The sequence below is a fragment of the Nocardia terrae genome (assembly GCF_009760405.1).
Taxonomy (GTDB): Bacteria; Actinomycetota; Actinomycetes; order Mycobacteriales; family Mycobacteriaceae; genus Nocardia; species Nocardia terrae.
Window position 1 is genome coordinate 595351 of record NZ_WRPP01000005.1, and the last position, 15128, is coordinate 610478.

Below are 15128 nucleotides of genomic sequence, written 5' to 3' on the forward strand. Positions count from 1 at the left end.
ACGGGCACTGCCCGTTACGGGCAATCCAGGATATTCCATGAACTGCCCGCTACGGGCAGTAATCCAACGACGAACTGGTGTCTACTTACAGATAGCACCGAGGACGACCACCGACGAGCCGCCACTCGGCAAATCAACCGGATTCCTCTAGGAGACGTAATGTCCTGGGATGCTTGGGTTTTGATAGTGTTCGTTGGAACATGCTCATCCATCGTCATCTTCTGCTTGATCGAAGACATCAGAAACGCGGGCCGGTACGACAGGTCGAACGCTCCCGTGCGCATCCGACTCGAAGACGGCAGCTGGATTGAAGCGCCCAGTCTCGCCCGCAATGGCGGACGCCACCGCGAAAAGTACGTCAGATCATGAGCTCTGGACCGATTTCTCCGACACCCCACCAGCGAGGTACATGGCACCCGGTTCTGGAGTTCCCGCAGACCGTGTGCGCGCAGCTACTTCTCCATCTCAGCTGCACGGCGGGTTACGGGAATGACAAGCGCTCATGCGGGCGCAAGCAGTACCTCCTGGAGATTGTGGAATCGAATCGAGGGAAGCCTGGATGGGACTTCGAACTGTGACTGGAACCATCTCCCGCGTCAGTCATGGCAGATTGCCGCATTCGGAATACCTGGAAACCGAGAACGGTGTAAAGATCCTGCTACGGCGGCATCACACATGTACAGCAGGGGACGCTGCGACACCGCAATCATGCAGTGCCAGAAATCAACTCATAGAGATCGCCAGGATGCGCGGATGGGCATGGACGCCCACAGGCTCGGCGCTGAACGTCTAGGCAAAGTCCGACAACACCGACCACGAAGACAGACTCCATTGTCGCACTGCGACTTACCGCCTCCCATCGTCCTGGCTGTCTGTGTCACCAAACCGTAGAGCCGGGATTGATAGACATGCCTGGATTTGGATGCCGCACTGTGGAATGGCTTCGGACAGAGCGAAGGGGTACCGGCGATGGCGATGAGCGTAACCGAGGCGATATTACTGGGCGCGCTGAGCACCTCGGAACCAGGGATGTCCCGCACCGTGCGGCAGCTCTCCGACGAGCTCGGCCTCGCCTCCGGGACCGTCCGACGCGTACTTCACAGACTCGCCCTTGCAGGCCTCGTCGTCAGCACCGTTCACAACCCGGCCAGATGGACAGCGACAGACCGCGGCCGCCGCGTCGCGAATGAGCCTGTCTATCGGCCCTTCCTGCGGCCCTGAGGCCCGAACCGTCGCTGTAACTATGCGCGTTGAGCCGGTTACCCCTAGCCGTCCATCCTTGCCTCAGTACGCGGACCAATCGGCTACTACCGAAAGCTGAGTTCATCCGCTACCTCCACACCAAGAGGCGCCAGGAGCACGGCGACCATGGCCGCGGAGGGCTGGCGGTCAGGTCGCCTCCCCAGCGCACCACCCAAGTCGACTACGGCGCGAAGTTGCCCTGGTCAATCTTCGTGCTCGCCTTGCGGAACGATCGCTCCCCGAGTCCTGGTGCTGCTCGGTCGATTTCGCTCTTCCGGTTCGCGAACTCCCCCAGGTTCCGTCGCACGTCAGCGAGATCAAGAGTCGAATCGGCGGCGAGATCGAGGTTTCGGACCTGACGGAGCTCGACCTTCAACGCCGCAAGATCCCGTCCGGCGTCGAGGTGCTTTTGCGCGCTCTCCTGCGGATTCACCAGCGTAAGAACGGCCGACAACGCACTGGCGACCAGTGCCGCCACCGCAGCAACCACAGGTGACCACTGTCCGATCACCGACGCTGCGGCGATCGCCGCGGAAACCGCCGCAATACCACCAAAAACCAGATGACTTCGTTGACCACGTTCGGCAGCCGCGAAGTGAGACTTCTCGGTGTACAGCAGATCGCTGAGCATATGGTCGGCTTCGGCCTGGAGGCTCTGACGTAGATCATCCACAGCAGACATCCTTTCACCACGAGGGGTACGGGAAGGCAGCGCCGAAGAGCGTATACATGGACTTCCAGTACTCAGATGCGTCCCTGGTCTTCTTAGCCACATAGGCACGTTCAAGAGCAGCGTGTGCACGACGGATCGCGGCAAGGGCGGTGAGACGGTTCTGTTCCGACGAACACGGTCGGATGCGAGTCACGATCCCGATCGGATCATTCATGGCGGCCAAGTTCGACGAGATCATCTTCAGCAACACAACACGCATGTCGATGTCGTAGTAGATGCTCGATTCCCCGGCAGCGTGTTGCGCAGCACGTAGCTCAAGGTAGGTCGACGAAATCGGCACGCCGTTGTGGTACTTCCATGCTTTGAGAAGCCGCACCAGAGGTTTCACCTTCTTCCCAAGGCGGTCGTTCTGCGCACTCACATATCGGTTGTGCGCAGCCGGCACCGACTCGACCCACTCCTCGTTCGGTCCCGGGATCACGAAGACGTCGTCACTGCCCTTCCGGCTTGAGTAGTACGCGGGCGCCACTTCGAAGTGGGGGCCTGTCGAGAACTGGATCTTCACTGCAGGGCTGCCGACCTTCAGCTCTCTGAAGCGCCAAGACTCGACGGCCAGCGCATTCTTAGCCTTGGTGAGCGCCCAACTCGGACTGACCGGACGTTCAGCCGCACTGATGCGGCCCATCAAGTCGACATCACTGTGGCCGGGAATCGCAGTCCCATGTGTGAACGAGCCGCTTTCGAATGTCATCCACACGCCCGCCGACTTGAGAAGCCGGTCTATCAGCGCTCGACGATCCGCAACCAGTTGCCGATCCGGGCTCGGCGTGACGAGCGTATCGACGAACGCTCCCAACGGATCTTCCGGCATCCAACCTCCATCAGCGCGAAGCGATTTCCTCGCAGTCCCGAGGACATCCAGACCTTAATCCTCGAAGCCGACACCTCACGGAGCCCCGATGACCAATCGAGCCCCGGACCGGTCTGCGTCGGTTCGGGGCTCGTTCGGGGGTAATCGCCCATGATGATCGCTCAGCATGTTTGACGGATCAGGACACTACAGGTCTGAGCACTCGTCGTTGCGCCCGTTATGACCCGCGACATGCACACTGGCTAGTGGTGGTCACGCGCCACAGGGGCTACTCCGCGCCGTCGGCGCCGGGCGAGTAGATACGAGATGTTTTGCTGGGACATATCCGACAGCTCGGCCAAACGGTCCTGCGTGTAGTACTCAGGATCCGCAGTACGAAGCCTCCGCAGCAGGCTCAGCCGAGCCTCCTTCGCCTTCTCCGCCGTGCCGATGATGAGGTTGTACTCCCGGAAGTGTTGCCGGATCAGCGAGTCCCGATCGTCGTCATTCATCGCGCCTCCGATCACCAGCAGCCTGTACAAGACCCGTGCGCCGTCGGCACGCGGCGAACCTGTGTCTCGAACTCGTACCGAACCCATTTACAAGCACCTTGTACCTCACCTCCATCCGGGAAAGCGCATCGGAATGTGCTCGACAGCGACCACCACACGAAGCAGACCAGTGCGCTACGGAGACCACACGGCCGACATCTTGTTCAGCGGTGACGAACTCGGAAAGACGGACGAAACTGATCGTCGTCGACCTCCTAGCGACAGCAAAGAGAAAGATTCGCCAGCCGTTTGCTAGCCTCGAAAACTCGCCGGAGTGTCGCCGAATGACACGCCGAGCGGCTCGTACAGGTGGGTGGCCACCGTTGATCCACATGGGAGGCGTTTCATCTACCCGCATGACTCCGGATCCCTTACGCTCGAAACTAACGTCCCCACGCCGATACCGATGGTTGACCGCATGGGAACTAGCGGGAATCGGACTCCATTTTTGGCTCCACGTTTGAGAGCCCGAAGGCGGGAAACCCGAGGAAACAGCGGGAACTGCAAGGCAGTCCCCGAACGGCGAAAACTGCTGGTGCGGAACCGATTCCAGCCTCTGACGGGCCTTCTCGGAACAGCTTCGTCGTACCCAGGTTGATACGCCTTGAACCGGTTGAACGTCAAGGTCACAGCGTTGCGAGTACATTACGCGGCCTCCAGATTCCAACTTTGCTCCGACTTTGAGGTTTCAACGACTCCATCGCCTCGGCGTTGTCCACCGCCGGACGGACATATCCATCGTGGTCGATGTAGTGCAACGGTGGCGATCGTCTGCGCCTCCGCATGCCCGAGTTGAGCACTCGCCCGAGGCGAATCCGCGGTCTTGCCGGTGACGTGCGACGCGGCGGTATCTCGAAAGTTGCCGTACCGCACCCAGTCCAGGGGCGTTTCGCGAAGTACTTCCGCAGCAGCTGATCAGCGGCACCGAGCGAGACGAAAGCGAAATCGTCTGCGACGTTGAAGGTTTGCTGCGATGATGGTGGGAGCTTCGGTAGTGGTGGACCAGGTGTCGACGATAGGCCCGGGGGGGTATTGCATGCTCGGCGATAAGGAGTTCCAGATGGCCGCGGAAGACACTACGACCCCTCAGCCGTACTCGTCATCGCGTCTCGACGGATCAGTTGCCACGGGGACGTACCGGGTCACCTCGATGGAACTCATCAGCGGCGTGTTGAAGTTGCAGTTCGAGGGGGCATTCGAGGGCGAGGCCGAAGCCACGGTCATGTCCACCCTGATCAGCGGCACACTGGTGTTCAGGACGCTGTCGTTTCCTGGCGGGGAATACCCGGCAGCCGACATCGAGGCGCTGCGGCAGTCGATCAACGAAACCGTCTCGAAGATGACACTCCAGGAATTCCTCGACGCGTCTTTCACCAACTAAAACCCCATCCGGGCGGCAATCAGCGTTGGTCGCCATGACCCTGCTCGCCACTGAAACCAAAGTAAATCCAACGGCGAGTGCGGTTTTGATCAAGCCGGCCGGTCCCGTGGCGGCTTCGGGGTGACCGATGGTGGATTCGATCGAGCCGGTCAGGCACGGTTGCCCAGCGGGGCGGCGGGTGCCGATGGCTTGCAGCCCGCTGATGTCCCCGGCCGGAGCGGCGTTGCCGTGGGCTTCGGCGCACCCGATCGCGGACGGTCGATTCCCGCTGTGCGGCAGTCCCTTTCGATGACCTGCCGATCGCCCTCGACCGAGGGCGATGGTGGCCTTGGCGGTGCGGTGCCCAGCGGCACGACAGGGCGTTCGAGCACTGCCGATGCGGCCTCACGGTGTCATGATCAGCGCACTACCTCGGCGATGCCGAGCATGTTGCCCTCGCTGTCGCGGAACCAGGCGGCTCGTTCTCCGCGGCCCTTGCTCGGATAGTTGCCTTCGATGTCCATGATCCCGTTCACGGCACCGTCGTACTGCTCGAATACCACCCCGCGAGCACGCAATTCGGCGACGGCCACATCGATATCATCGACATAGAAGCCCATCTGAGTGAACGAGCCGTCCGACGCACCGGCGGAGGCGAACAAACAGAACACGCCCGCTGCGCCCTCGTACCGCAGACCACCCTCGCGTTCCTCCACCGGTTCGAGGCCGAGTTTCTCGGCATACCAGCGACGAGCACGGGCGAGATCCCGAGTGGGGATACGGGCTTCGATTCGCGCATTGTTCAGCACCCTCGCATGCTAACCAGGTTCGACCGATGCACACCGGCGGACTGCGCCAACCCCACTTGGCGTGGTTACTCGGCATTCGGCTACTTCAGCTCACCATCGTCGGCGATTGCCAGACTGTCGACGCGCCGTAGTCCCAGCGGTGGATCTGGTGCAGGTCGATGTAGTCGGTCCCCAGTCACTTCAGCGAGGCGTCGAGCTCGGCGAGGATCGCCTTGCCCGCGCCGTTCGGGCCGGGACGCGTCCGCATCCAGACCTTGGTGGCGAGAACGACCTCCTCACGCCGGGCGAAGTCCTTGACCGCTCGACCGACGATCTCCTCGCTGCTTCCGGCGCTGTATCCATTGGCCGTGTCGAGGAAGTTGACGCCGCTCTCGAGGGCCTTCTCGACGATGTCCCGGCTGGCGTCCACGCTCAGCGACCAGGGCTCACCGCCCCGGTCCGGCTCGCCGAAGCTCATGCAGCCCAACGTGATTGCGGAGACTTCCAGTCCGGTCGATCCGAGCTTGATGTATCGCATGCGTCCGAACCTAGGAGTCGGAGTGCGCTCCATCGCAAATGCCGCCCCCGGGGTGGCGGCGCCGGTCTCCGTGTTTGTCGAGCACCCTTCCGCGGTCGACCACGAAGTCGTTTGAGCGGCAGCGGGAATCGGTTCGACCCGGACCCGCTCCGGCGTGCCGGAGTGTGTGAAACAACCGTACGTAATATCGGTGGTGGATTTCCCGCCGGAGCAGTAGCGGCGGGTTGTGGATGAAAGGATCCCGATGACCACCGAGACCACCGAAGACACCCGCCAGGCGGAGACCCCGCAGGCGCCGATGACACGGGCCGATCAGTTACGCGCGGTGGCGACTCTGGTCAAATCTGGTGGCTTGAAGCCGCTGGCGATCTACCTGTACGGCGAGCGGAAGAAGGCCGCCAAGAACACCATGTACCAGTACGTCGGCAAGGGGGTCATGGCGGGAACGGCCGCCCTGCACCGCACTCTGCTGCCGGTGGCGACCGCACCCGATGCGGGGCCGGTGCGTGACCGCCTGATCGAGCTGCTCGACCGCCAGGCCGAGGTCATCCACGCGGCACCGGTGCGCAAGGTGGCCCTGACCTGGCTCGCCGCCGGTACCCCGGTTGATATGGGCACGCAGCTGAGCAAGGCCGACATGTTCCGGCTGGCGTTGAACTACCACTACCGCCAGCCGTTCGAGGAGTTGTTCGCGACCGAGGAAGGCCGTGCGGTGCTCGGCACGGACAACGTGCCCGCGGTCGTCGCGCAACTGGTCGGCCCCATCGCCTATGGCCGACTGGTCGGGGCCGCCCGCACCACCCACAGCGACCATGTTCGCATCGTCGACGAGTTCCTGGCCGCGCATCGCCAGCCGGAGACCGAGGCCGAGTCCAGCTAGAACCACCGGAAGCGGCCGGTCATCGCAGGCGTTGCGATGACCGGCCGTTTTCGCGTGCGCGGAAAGAAGGTCGACCTCACCGATAAGCCGAAAGTCATTGTCGCGTAAAGGTATTTGATTGACCCCGCGCGCCTGGAACCCGCCACACCGTATCGCTCCACTGCCCCGACTGGTCAGAGTTGCACCGACGGTGATCCGGTTTCGTCGGCGCGCACAGGGTTTCGATTATTCCTCGGTCGGGGCCGCCGCCCGGAAGACTGCGTAGTCGTGCGCTATCGGCAACCGGGGGTTCTCGACCGCCAAGGCAGGATTGTCGATCACCGGGTCCGACCACACAGGCATGTACTGCCGATGATCCAAATCTTCGCTCATGTTTTCGATCATGCCCGATTAGTCCCCCGCCATGGGCACGCCACGCCAGACCAACCCGCCCCGTAGGACAATGGCGTCGGGGTCACACCTCCGCGCGGTGCCGGCCAACGAGCCGGAAACCGCTGACCGACAGCATCCCTCGATCGATTGCGACCGGTCCATCACGACCAGCCGACCCCCGCTCGCCGGCACACGAGCCCTCGCCGACCCAGCCTGTGGCCCGTTCCGAACACCCGGGTCGCGGCAATGAGCGAATGACGGCGATTGGTGGTCAGCATTCTGCGCTTCGGCTTCGAGGGACCCTCGCCTCGGAAAGCTTGTGCAGCTTCCAGTAGCGGATATTCGACTTGCGGCTCGGTGACCGTATCGACGGTGCCGTAATCGCAAGCGGCGAACGCGCTCGCGATTCGGCGCAGACTGATGCATCTAGCCTCAGGACATGGCAGACACTTCCGGCGCACGAATGACCGACACCGACATCCGGCAGTTCTTCGAGCTACTTCAACGCTGGTGCGACACCGAGCTCGACCAGTTCGCCGGCCTGATCATCCCTACTCGATACGGCGACGTGTACGCAACTTTCGGCCGCGAGCGCTTCACAGAAACTCCCATGGACCTATACGAGCGCCCGCGCGCAGAGTGGTTGGGCGACAACGGATAAGAGTTCCGCGCCAACTCGACCACCCACCGCGGCCTGGCGGTCCGCAACATCCTTGTCAACGACGTGAGGGCGCCTTGCCGCGGAGAGCCGCACGAGTTGATCGTGGGCCTAAACGTGCACTGAGGCACCGGAATTGGTGGTGAACTGCCTTCCGGCAGCGAATTGTGCACGAATAGGCCCACTGCACCGGATTCGGCAGTAGCGCGTATTCGAGCTCACTAGAGCTAGCGACGGGAAGCTGCAGAGAAGACAGGGGTCGGGCGCGATCGGATCGGCGGAGGGCTGAGCGCTCCTGAGCGTTCCGTCGGCACACCGCCAAGCGTGGTCAACCCCCGGGTGGTGAGCCGCAACGTCGCGGTTCTCGCTCCCCCGCCGGCAGGTGCGAACACGACGGCGGCCCCGAGATAACCCGGGGCCTTTGGTCTTCAGCTAGGTCGCGCCGTTGCGCGCGCACCGCGATCAGGGGTCCAAAGTGAGGCCGAGTCCGGCGATGAGTTAGGGCGGTGGGAGTCGTCTACCCGTGTGAACCTCGGAAAGGATGAGCGATGAAGGCCAAGAACCTCGACGACTCCAACGGTATGCAGATCCAGGACTGGGAAAGCGTCGCGGCCGTACTCGACCGCGACATCGATCAAGGACCGGAAAGCGGTGGACCTTCCCGGCATACGACCTGGCTCACGACCATCAATGCGGACGGAGCGCCGCATGTCACCGCCGTGGGCGCGGTGTGGGTCGACGGCACGTACTGGTTCCAAACAGGAGACAACACGCAAAAAGGTAAGAACGTCGCGCGAGATCCGCGCTGCTCCCTGAGTGTCTCCGCGAACGAATTCGATCTCGTCATCAACGGGACGGCCGAGAAGATCACCGACCCGAGCACAGTCGGCCGCATCGCGGCCACCTGGGCCGCAGGTGGATGGCCGTGCGAAGTGGACGAATCCGGAATAGGACTCACGGCTCCGTTCAATGCGCCCGCGACCGGCCCGGCACCGTGGTACGTCTATCGGATAACGCCCCGCTCGGCGGTGTCGGTGTCCACCGTTGCGCCGGGCGGCACCACGCGGTGGACATTCTGAGCTGGTCCACAGCAGCGGCGACACTACTAGAACCCGCCAAGGCGGTGCGCCGGCTCAAATATGCACAAAGGCAACAGAATTCGTGGAACGCCGCCTTCAGCTCGGCCCTTCGATCTTCACCCGCCCGCGCTGGCCAGTTCGGTCAGCGCGACCAGCGGCAATAGTGCGTTCAGGATGCGACAAAGGGCCGAACGGGATCCGACCGGCCTGGCAGCTCGTCAGGGAAGTCAGCTGAACGGGTCCTGCTCGGGAACTTCCTTGAACCGCCAAAACTGTCGGGTGTCTCCTGCGGACAAATCGCTCGAGACCTGTAGCGAACCGTCATCGGCGACGAACATTTTGCCCCCACCGCGGGTCTCGATTGCGTATTCGCCGTCACCGCATTCTGTAATGATCCACTCGTCATAGCCCAGCGAATACTTTACGCGGTGACTGTTTGAATCTTCCTTTATATCCGCACCGGCCTCGCCACTGATCGGGGTCACGGTCATCACGGGAAATGTGTCCGAGCCGAGTCGTTTGGACAGCGTCCATTCACTCGCCGTGCGCCCGAGGGTGATGATCGTGTCCTCATCGGGTTCCTTGGTGTCGACAAGGAAGGTCTCAGTTTTGGCGGAGCTGATCTTGTAGCGCGGCATCGTGGCACCTCTCCGAATCCCTCGAGATCTGAGCCCGATCGCCCCCTTCGAACAGGCGTACCCAGTGTATCGGCCACATCAGGCGAATTAGATTGATTTGCAGCATGTTTGAGACCCAACGACCACAGAAGGCACACGCGGCACCCATGCCACACGACAGGCAACCCCCGGCCCGACCGCACGCCAGTATCGCACCGCACTCGGCAGATCGGTGCGTTCGCCGGTGGCGCCTCGGGCGTCTCGGGTCGCAGCCCGGTGACCGGTGATCGGTCACCGCTGAAGCCTCGACCCCTATCGCGGGCAATCGATTACGCTTTGGTCCGCCTTCACTGCGGATGTTCCTCCGACGACGGTGCCCGGACGCGCCATCGGCGGCGACAACTGACACGCCTTACGGCCGATGCTCGGCGTCATCGGGTAGTACGAATCGATGGATGGCCGCTGCGAACTGCCGCAACTGCTCACCGGCTTCCAGGTAGGTCACGACCGTCGCGGCCCAGGAAAGGGATTCGCTCGGCTGACGGTTCAGGCTCCAGTCCAGGCGAACATGTCCCAAGGTCAAATGTCGCGCGTCGATACGCAATTCGTGGTCCATGCTCTTCCACGTCCGGATCCCTTGCCAGCCAGCGAAATCCCGCTCCAACGTGTTGAGGAACCGGGCGGCGAGCGACCGTCGACGCAATCGAGGATGAGTCCATGCATCGACGCGACCATTCCGTCCCCCGACAACTCAACGCACACCGCTACGAAATCGTCGCTGTATGGGACGGTGCGGTGCCACAGCCGCACCCCCGTGTCGGCTGAATGGTCCATGACCTCGATCGCCTCATCTCGATCGACCATCTCGCTCTCGAATTCGCAGGTCACCGGTCGAGGCTAACGGCTGAACGACAGTCCGCATCGAAGGTCTCGAACACGGGGACGTCGATGCGGCATTCGTCGTTTTACATCCGATATGCCCAGAACCGTCAACTAGCCCCAATTGGCAGCGAGGGTCAGGCAGAACGGGTGGCCGCTCGGATCGAGCAGGACCCGCCAGCTTTCGCCCGGTTGGAACTCCGGCACCGTAGCACCCAACTCGACCATTTGCTTACTGGCGATCTCGAGGTCTTCGACCGCCAAATCCAGATGGAACTGCTTGGTTCCATTCTCGTTCGGCCAGGTGGGCGGCCGATAATCCGCGACCGTGCCGAACCCGAGCGCGTGGCCTGGACCGGTGAGCATGGCGTACTCGTCCTGCACGTGGGCGATCTCCCACCCGAGCGCGGCCGCCCAGAACTCCGCGTCTCGCCGCGCGTCGGCACTGTCCAGGGTGAGCATCTTCAGCGTGGCAACCGCCATGGGTCTTCCTCTCCGCAACAACATTGCTGTCCGCCCAGTCTGCAACGCCGACGCCGCCCGCGATTGTAAGAACGCGACACCGGCCGGCGACCTCAGCCCCGGGTTCGCCGAACGTCAGCTGAGCGGACTGCTGATGACCTCAGCCCGACTTGGTCAGTTCGAGATCGAGAACCGCCTACTACGAATCTCGGTTGGGTCGGACGAAACGAGTGCGACTGCATACTCCTGACCTGCCGGTACCTCTGGCACGATGACCCGTACGGATAGATCGCGGGCCGGAATCCGGGCAGCGAGAACCGCGACGTCCTCGATCTTTCGGCCTCGTCCGTGCACCAATGTCACATCCAACGGGTGACCTGTCACGCCGATGACACGCCAGGACACCTCGACGGTGTCCCCTACCCGCCAGACGTCGCCTTCCTCGGGGGCGGTGAGCAGAATCGAGTCAGGGCTCAGGGTCGTAGCAACGTTCGGTTTGCGGAGCAGGGCGTCGACTCGGCGCAGCAAACTCTGAAGCCTCTCCATCACTTTCCGCACCCTTCCACTCGGTGAACGCGTACAAGGGTGCACGGTACGCCGACGACGGGTGCCCACCGCACCACGGCACGCGACCTCAGGTCGACAGCCGGCCCGCGCTCGACCGCCCTATTCGAGGTAGTCCTGGAGCATTTGCGAGCGGGAGGGGTGGCGGAGCTTCGACATCGTCTTCGACTCGATCTGCCGGATCCGTTCGCGGGTGACGCCGTAGATCGTCCCGATGTCGTCGAGGGTTCGGGGCTGCCCGTCGTCCAGGCCGTAGCGCAGGCGCATGATGCTGGATTCGCGGTCGGTGAGGGTGCCGAGTACCGCCCGCAACTGCTCCGCGAGCAGGATGAACGCCACTGCCTCGTCGGCGACGACGGCCTCGGAGTCTTCGATGAGATCACCGAACTGGGTGGTGCCCTCCTCACCGAGAGTCTGGTCCAAGGAGATCGGTTCCCTTGCGATACGCCGAATTTCGAGAACCCGCGCGGGGGTAATGTTCAATTCGGCGGCCAGCTCGTCGACGGTCGCCTCGCGACCCAGCTGCTGAAACAATTCACGTTCCACGCGCCCGAGCTTGTTGATGATCTCCACCATGTGCACGGGTATCCGAATGGTGCGGGACTGGTCGGCCATGGCGCGAGAAATCGCCTGGCGAATCCACCAGGTGGCATAGGTCGAGAACTTGAATCCTTTGCTGTAGTCGAACTTTTCGACCGCGCGCACCAGACCCAGATTGCCCTCCTGGATCAGGTCGAGAAAGGCCATCCCGCGCCCGCTGTAGCGCTTGGCGATCGACACCACCAGGCGCAGGTTCGCCTCGAGCAGATGGTCTTTGGCCGCGATGCCGTCCCGCACGACCCAGGTCAGGTCCCGGCGGCGGGCCACCGTGAGACCCGACGGATCGCAGGACTCGGCGCGCAGCTTCTCCGCCGCGTACAGCCCGACCTCGATGCGGATCGCGAGATCGACCTCTTCGGCCGCGGAGAGCAAGGGAACTCGCCCGATCTGCTTCAGATACGCTCGCGTCGAATCCCCGGAGGTGGTGAGCTCGGCCTCCTTGCGCGCCCGGCGCAGCGCCGCCGAGTCGTCCTCATCCCAGATATCGTCCGCGGCGTCTTCTTGCCCGGCCGCAGCGGCAGCGGGGTGTGGGTCGTTCGTTTCGCCTGCGGACGTTGCCACATTCGCCTCTCCGAGAGATTCGGGCGGCATCGCGATTCGAGAAACAGGACCGCAGAGAGGCCTCGAGCGGCTCGGCGATCACCGGAACCACTGCCCAGCGTACTGCCAATCAGACGAATCACCGCGCGATGCGAGAGATCACGGACCCTCGTGGCATAGTTGGCGATCGAGAACGGGCTACTCACCAAGAATTTGCCCGGCTCACTACAGAAAAGAAGTTGCTTACACCATGGCTCAAGGCAGTGTGAAATGGTTCAACGCTGAAAAAGGCTTCGGCTTCATCGCCCAAGACGGCGGCGGCCCGGATGTCTTCGTGCACTACTCGGCCCTGAGCGGCGCGGGTTACAAGTCCCTCGACGAGGGTCAGCGTGTCGAGTTCTCGGTGGAGCAGGGCCAGAAGGGCCCCCAGGCCACGGACGTCCGCGCCATCTGATTCCGCGCGATCGATTCGCAGGAGCTTCGCACCGAGGTCGGTGCGAAGCTCTTTTCGTTGAGCGGGCGGCTCAGTCGGTCGGAGCGGCCGCTGTCAGCCTCGAGCCGCGCCGGCCGGCCAGACAATGTCTACGGGAAGGTTCTCGTTCCTGGCGAGTTCTACGACCGTGCCGGTCCCGCCTTCTCGCCCGGTTGGCCGTCCCACACCGCGATCAGCCGGTCACACGTTGCCACTACGACATCGTTGGCTGCCTCGTAGGCTTCCCGGCAGGCGTCGTCGAACTCCATCACGCGCACGGTGTCCGCGCGAGACAGCAGTGCGTCGAACTGCTCGGCATGGTCCGGCTCGACCTTGTGCCGGCGGTAATCGCGTGATGGCAGAACAACTTCCAATCGCCCGCCCGCATCGAGCACCGCTTGCGCGAACACGCTGTCGGCTCCGCGCGCGAGGCAGCTGACCCCGATCAGTTCGGCGGGATCTCCCGCGGCGGCGAGCAGGCGGGAGATCTCCGCGTCGATCAAGGGAATCGAGTCCGCGGTGATGTTCATATGCCCGGTGACACCGATACGAGTCATGCGACTTTCTATACCGGGTCGGCAATCAGCGTGCAGCGCACGGTCTTCTGACCGCGGGGTGACGGTCGGGTTCGATCCGATGCCAAATTGAAGCATAGAGCAACTATTGCGTACTGCATGCTTTTGCTGATCTCGGGATACGCCTCAGGGTGCGGCGACGGGGCACGGCGAACGCACCAAGGGCTCGGGCGGACAGAGAGATTCGCTACCGAGGAGCCGAGAGCCCATGACGCTGGACATCATTGCCTTCACGTTGGCCGCGTTCTATCTGGCCACCGCTTTCGTCATGCTCATGGTCGGTTTGATCGACTCCATGAGCCCGCCGCTCTCCACGCGCTGCCGACGCTGCTCGCACTGGATGACGGATCTCCGTCGCGAACCCGCGCCGACCTGTCTGCGGTGCCGCCTTCACCTCTGGGGTCAGAGTTGATAGCTGTCGATGTCGAGGTCGCCGTGCGGTTCGCCGCCCGCGGCGGTGAACGCGGTCAGCGCGCGCACAAGGCCGGAGCGATCCTTCTCCGGCATCTGCTCCACCACGGCCGCGATCTCGCGCCGCCGGTGGGCGGTCACCTGATCGACCACACGATGACCGAGCGTCGTCAACTCGATGATCAGCTCACGACGGGAGTCGGGATTCGGTTTGCGATTCACCAAACCGGCCGCGACAAGACGGTCGACCATGCGGGCCGCCGTGGAGGGTTGGACGTTCAACGCGTTCGACAGCGTGACGACCTTCGACGGTCCACGCGTGGACAGGATCACCAGGGTGCGGAACTGCGCAATGGTGATGGACTCGTCGACCAGCGCGATCGACCGCGCCGAGAGAGCGACCAGCAGACGAGAAGCGGCCAGCAGCGCATCGGTGATCTCGTCGGCAGACTCACCGACCAACACTTCTTTCGCCATCGCGACCACCTCCGCAAACTGTGCATTCACCTACCCCCTCTATCCTGCCGTGTCCGCCCCGATTCCGCGTAACCGCATCGCGGATCGCCCGACAAATTCAACTCGGGCACACAGAAACTGTTGCATAATGCTTTGATCGGGTAAGGTCTCCGACTCCACCAGCCCCCTCGACCGCGACAGCGTGACCAGCCACATTCACGTCACCTCGGCAGACGGCGGGCAGATCGTGTTCGCCCGCCTGGCCTGGCCCGGCTACCGGGTCACCCTCGACGGGCACGACATCGGCTTCCACACCATCGACGGAACCTTCGTCGCCGTCGACATTCCGGCAGGGACCGACAACGGTGAACTCATCGTGTCCTGGCGACCACCAGGCTGGAAGATCGGAATCGCCACCGCCCTGCTCGGGCTCATCGGCCTGGGATGGCTGCAATGGACCCACCGCCGCAGGCCCGAGGAAGAACATGACCACTCGGACCCGTTCGAACCGATCACCGAAGAGTTGACACCCGCCTTCGTCTGATCGACCAAGGCCGGAGG

19 protein-coding genes and 3 pseudogenes are annotated in these 15128 nt (G+C 63.0%); 8 read left to right on the forward strand and 14 right to left on the reverse strand.

Annotated features, from left to right (window positions below; all coding sequences use genetic code 11):
• The first annotated feature begins 975 nt into the window (after window positions 1–975).
• Window positions 976–1221: a MarR family transcriptional regulator gene (locus GPX89_RS46280; protein WP_407939491.1), complete on the forward strand. Its 246-nt coding sequence runs from the start codon at window positions 976–978 to the stop codon at window positions 1219–1221.
• Window positions 1222–1423: 202 nt separating this feature from the next.
• Here the strand turns inward: GPX89_RS46280 and GPX89_RS26825 are convergent, their stop codons facing one another.
• The 3 genes from GPX89_RS26825 to GPX89_RS26835 form a co-directional block, all read right to left on the reverse strand.
• Complete coding sequence (locus tag GPX89_RS26825; protein ID WP_157390409.1) at window positions 1424–1924, reverse strand: SLATT domain-containing protein; 501 nt, start codon at window positions 1922–1924, stop codon at window positions 1424–1426.
• 4 nt (window positions 1925–1928) lie between these two features.
• On the reverse strand, window positions 1929–2786 hold the full coding sequence (locus GPX89_RS26830; RefSeq protein WP_157390410.1) for a nucleotidyltransferase domain-containing protein: 858 nt from the start codon (window positions 2784–2786) through the stop codon (window positions 1929–1931).
• 242 nt (window positions 2787–3028) lie between these two features.
• On the reverse strand, window positions 3029–3277 hold the full coding sequence (locus GPX89_RS26835; RefSeq protein WP_157390411.1) for a hypothetical protein: 249 nt from the start codon (window positions 3275–3277) through the stop codon (window positions 3029–3031).
• 1099 nt (window positions 3278–4376) lie between these two features.
• On the opposite strand from GPX89_RS26835, the gene GPX89_RS44845 reads away from it, so the two are divergent.
• Window positions 4377–4697, forward strand: coding sequence for a hypothetical protein (locus GPX89_RS44845; RefSeq protein WP_235948047.1), 321 nt, complete (start codon window positions 4377–4379; stop codon window positions 4695–4697).
• 81 nt (window positions 4698–4778) lie between these two features.
• Here GPX89_RS44845 and GPX89_RS46285 read toward each other — a convergent pair.
• The 3 genes and pseudogenes from GPX89_RS46285 to GPX89_RS26850 form a co-directional block, all read right to left on the reverse strand.
• A pseudogene (locus GPX89_RS46285) lies at window positions 4779–5075 on the reverse strand (hypothetical protein); the annotation flags it as partial.
• A 20-nt stretch (window positions 5076–5095) separates the two neighbouring features.
• Window positions 5096–5485, reverse strand: a complete 390-nt coding sequence (locus GPX89_RS26845; protein WP_198347601.1) for a VOC family protein — start codon at window positions 5483–5485, stop codon at window positions 5096–5098.
• A gap of 175 nt (window positions 5486–5660) precedes the next feature.
• A complete protein-coding gene (locus tag GPX89_RS26850; RefSeq protein WP_198347602.1) occupies window positions 5661–6002 on the reverse strand; it encodes an aldo/keto reductase in 342 nt (113 codons plus the stop codon).
• 244 nt (window positions 6003–6246) lie between these two features.
• On the opposite strand from GPX89_RS26850, the gene GPX89_RS26855 reads away from it, so the two are divergent.
• Window positions 6247–6882, forward strand: coding sequence for a hypothetical protein (locus GPX89_RS26855; protein ID WP_157390412.1), 636 nt, complete (start codon window positions 6247–6249; stop codon window positions 6880–6882).
• A gap of 225 nt (window positions 6883–7107) precedes the next feature.
• On the opposite strand, the gene GPX89_RS26860 is transcribed toward GPX89_RS26855, so the two are convergent.
• Window positions 7108–7254 carry a hypothetical protein gene (locus GPX89_RS26860; RefSeq protein WP_157390413.1) on the reverse strand — a complete coding sequence of 49 codons (147 nt, stop codon included), beginning with the start codon at window positions 7252–7254 and terminating at the stop codon, window positions 7108–7110.
• A 439-nt stretch (window positions 7255–7693) separates the two neighbouring features.
• Here GPX89_RS26860 and GPX89_RS26865 point away from each other — a divergent pair, with 439 nt between their 5' ends.
• Together GPX89_RS26865 and GPX89_RS26870 are read left to right on the forward strand one after the other, a co-directional pair.
• Window positions 7694–7915, forward strand: a complete 222-nt coding sequence (locus GPX89_RS26865) for a hypothetical protein (protein ID WP_157390414.1) — start codon at window positions 7694–7696, stop codon at window positions 7913–7915.
• Window positions 7916–8460: 545 nt separating this feature from the next.
• The gene (locus tag GPX89_RS26870; protein WP_157390415.1) at window positions 8461–8991 is read left to right on the forward strand and encodes a pyridoxamine 5'-phosphate oxidase family protein; all 531 of its coding nucleotides are present in this window, start codon (window positions 8461–8463) and stop codon (window positions 8989–8991) included.
• Window positions 8992–9218: 227 nt separating this feature from the next.
• Here GPX89_RS26870 and GPX89_RS26875 read toward each other — a convergent pair whose 3' ends face one another.
• From GPX89_RS26875 to rpoD, 5 genes and pseudogenes are all read right to left on the reverse strand, one after another.
• Window positions 9219–9629, reverse strand: a complete 411-nt coding sequence (locus tag GPX89_RS26875) for a hypothetical protein (protein WP_157390416.1) — start codon at window positions 9627–9629, stop codon at window positions 9219–9221.
• Window positions 9630–10020: 391 nt separating this feature from the next.
• A pseudogene (locus GPX89_RS26880) lies at window positions 10021–10323 on the reverse strand (DUF6228 family protein); the annotation flags it as partial.
• A gap of 278 nt (window positions 10324–10601) precedes the next feature.
• Entirely contained in the window at window positions 10602–10970 is a 369-nt protein-coding gene (locus GPX89_RS26885; RefSeq protein ID WP_157390418.1) for a VOC family protein, read from the reverse strand.
• 153 nt (window positions 10971–11123) lie between these two features.
• Window positions 11124–11495 (reverse strand): GPI anchored serine-threonine rich family protein, encoded by a 372-nt coding sequence (locus tag GPX89_RS46290; RefSeq protein WP_407939492.1) that lies wholly within the window; start codon window positions 11493–11495, stop codon window positions 11124–11126.
• A gap of 120 nt (window positions 11496–11615) precedes the next feature.
• A pseudogene (rpoD, locus tag GPX89_RS26895) lies at window positions 11616–12683 on the reverse strand (RNA polymerase sigma factor RpoD); the annotation flags it as partial.
• 220 nt (window positions 12684–12903) lie between these two features.
• On the opposite strand from rpoD, the gene GPX89_RS26900 reads away from it, so the two are divergent.
• Complete coding sequence (locus GPX89_RS26900; RefSeq protein WP_157390421.1) at window positions 12904–13107, forward strand: cold-shock protein; 204 nt, start codon at window positions 12904–12906, stop codon at window positions 13105–13107.
• A gap of 158 nt (window positions 13108–13265) precedes the next feature.
• On the opposite strand, the gene GPX89_RS26905 is transcribed toward GPX89_RS26900, so the two are convergent.
• Entirely contained in the window at window positions 13266–13682 is a 417-nt protein-coding gene (locus tag GPX89_RS26905; protein ID WP_235948050.1) for a hypothetical protein, read from the reverse strand.
• 226 nt (window positions 13683–13908) lie between these two features.
• Here GPX89_RS26905 and GPX89_RS26910 point away from each other — a divergent pair, with 226 nt between their 5' ends.
• Window positions 13909–14112, forward strand: coding sequence for a hypothetical protein (locus GPX89_RS26910; RefSeq protein ID WP_157390422.1), 204 nt, complete (start codon window positions 13909–13911; stop codon window positions 14110–14112).
• Here the strand turns inward: GPX89_RS26910 and GPX89_RS26915 are convergent.
• Window positions 14103–14588, reverse strand: coding sequence for a MarR family winged helix-turn-helix transcriptional regulator (locus GPX89_RS26915; RefSeq protein WP_157390038.1), 486 nt, complete (start codon window positions 14586–14588; stop codon window positions 14103–14105). The two genes, GPX89_RS26910 and GPX89_RS26915, sit on opposite strands and share 10 nt — an antisense overlap.
• A gap of 181 nt (window positions 14589–14769) precedes the next feature.
• Here GPX89_RS26915 and GPX89_RS26920 point away from each other — a divergent pair, with 181 nt between their 5' ends.
• Window positions 14770–15111, forward strand: a complete 342-nt coding sequence (locus GPX89_RS26920) for a hypothetical protein (RefSeq protein ID WP_157390423.1) — start codon at window positions 14770–14772, stop codon at window positions 15109–15111.
• Window positions 15112–15128 lie beyond the last annotated feature (17 nt).

What these genes read in the sequence shown, in the direction of transcription:
- GPX89_RS46280 (WP_407939491.1), top strand. Translation starts at nt 976, where the DNA reads ATGAGCGTAACCGAGGCGATATTACTGGGCGCGCTGAGCACCTCGGAA.
- GPX89_RS26825 (WP_157390409.1), bottom strand. Translation starts at nt 1,924, where the DNA reads ATGTCTGCTGTGGATGATCTACGTCAGAGCCTCCAGGCCGAAGCCGAC.
- GPX89_RS26830 (WP_157390410.1), bottom strand. Translation starts at nt 2,786, where the DNA reads ATGCCGGAAGATCCGTTGGGAGCGTTCGTCGATACGCTCGTCACGCCG.
- GPX89_RS26835 (WP_157390411.1), bottom strand. Translation starts at nt 3,277, where the DNA reads ATGAATGACGACGATCGGGACTCGCTGATCCGGCAACACTTCCGGGAG.
- GPX89_RS44845 (WP_235948047.1), top strand. Translation starts at nt 4,377, where the DNA reads ATGGCCGCGGAAGACACTACGACCCCTCAGCCGTACTCGTCATCGCGT.
- GPX89_RS26850 (WP_198347602.1), bottom strand. Translation starts at nt 6,002, where the DNA reads ATGCGATACATCAAGCTCGGATCGACCGGACTGGAAGTCTCCGCAATC.
- GPX89_RS26855 (WP_157390412.1), top strand. Translation starts at nt 6,247, where the DNA reads ATGACCACCGAGACCACCGAAGACACCCGCCAGGCGGAGACCCCGCAG.
- GPX89_RS26860 (WP_157390413.1), bottom strand. Translation starts at nt 7,254, where the DNA reads ATGAGCGAAGATTTGGATCATCGGCAGTACATGCCTGTGTGGTCGGAC.
- GPX89_RS26865 (WP_157390414.1), top strand. Translation starts at nt 7,694, where the DNA reads ATGGCAGACACTTCCGGCGCACGAATGACCGACACCGACATCCGGCAG.
- GPX89_RS26870 (WP_157390415.1), top strand. Translation starts at nt 8,461, where the DNA reads ATGAAGGCCAAGAACCTCGACGACTCCAACGGTATGCAGATCCAGGAC.
- GPX89_RS26875 (WP_157390416.1), bottom strand. Translation starts at nt 9,629, where the DNA reads ATGCCGCGCTACAAGATCAGCTCCGCCAAAACTGAGACCTTCCTTGTC.
- GPX89_RS26885 (WP_157390418.1), bottom strand. Translation starts at nt 10,970, where the DNA reads ATGGCGGTTGCCACGCTGAAGATGCTCACCCTGGACAGTGCCGACGCG.
- GPX89_RS46290 (WP_407939492.1), bottom strand. Translation starts at nt 11,495, where the DNA reads ATGGAGAGGCTTCAGAGTTTGCTGCGCCGAGTCGACGCCCTGCTCCGC.
- GPX89_RS26900 (WP_157390421.1), top strand. Translation starts at nt 12,904, where the DNA reads ATGGCTCAAGGCAGTGTGAAATGGTTCAACGCTGAAAAAGGCTTCGGC.
- GPX89_RS26905 (WP_235948050.1), bottom strand. Translation starts at nt 13,682, where the DNA reads ATGACTCGTATCGGTGTCACCGGGCATATGAACATCACCGCGGACTCG.
- GPX89_RS26910 (WP_157390422.1), top strand. Translation starts at nt 13,909, where the DNA reads ATGACGCTGGACATCATTGCCTTCACGTTGGCCGCGTTCTATCTGGCC.
- GPX89_RS26915 (WP_157390038.1), bottom strand. Translation starts at nt 14,588, where the DNA reads ATGGCGAAAGAAGTGTTGGTCGGTGAGTCTGCCGACGAGATCACCGAT.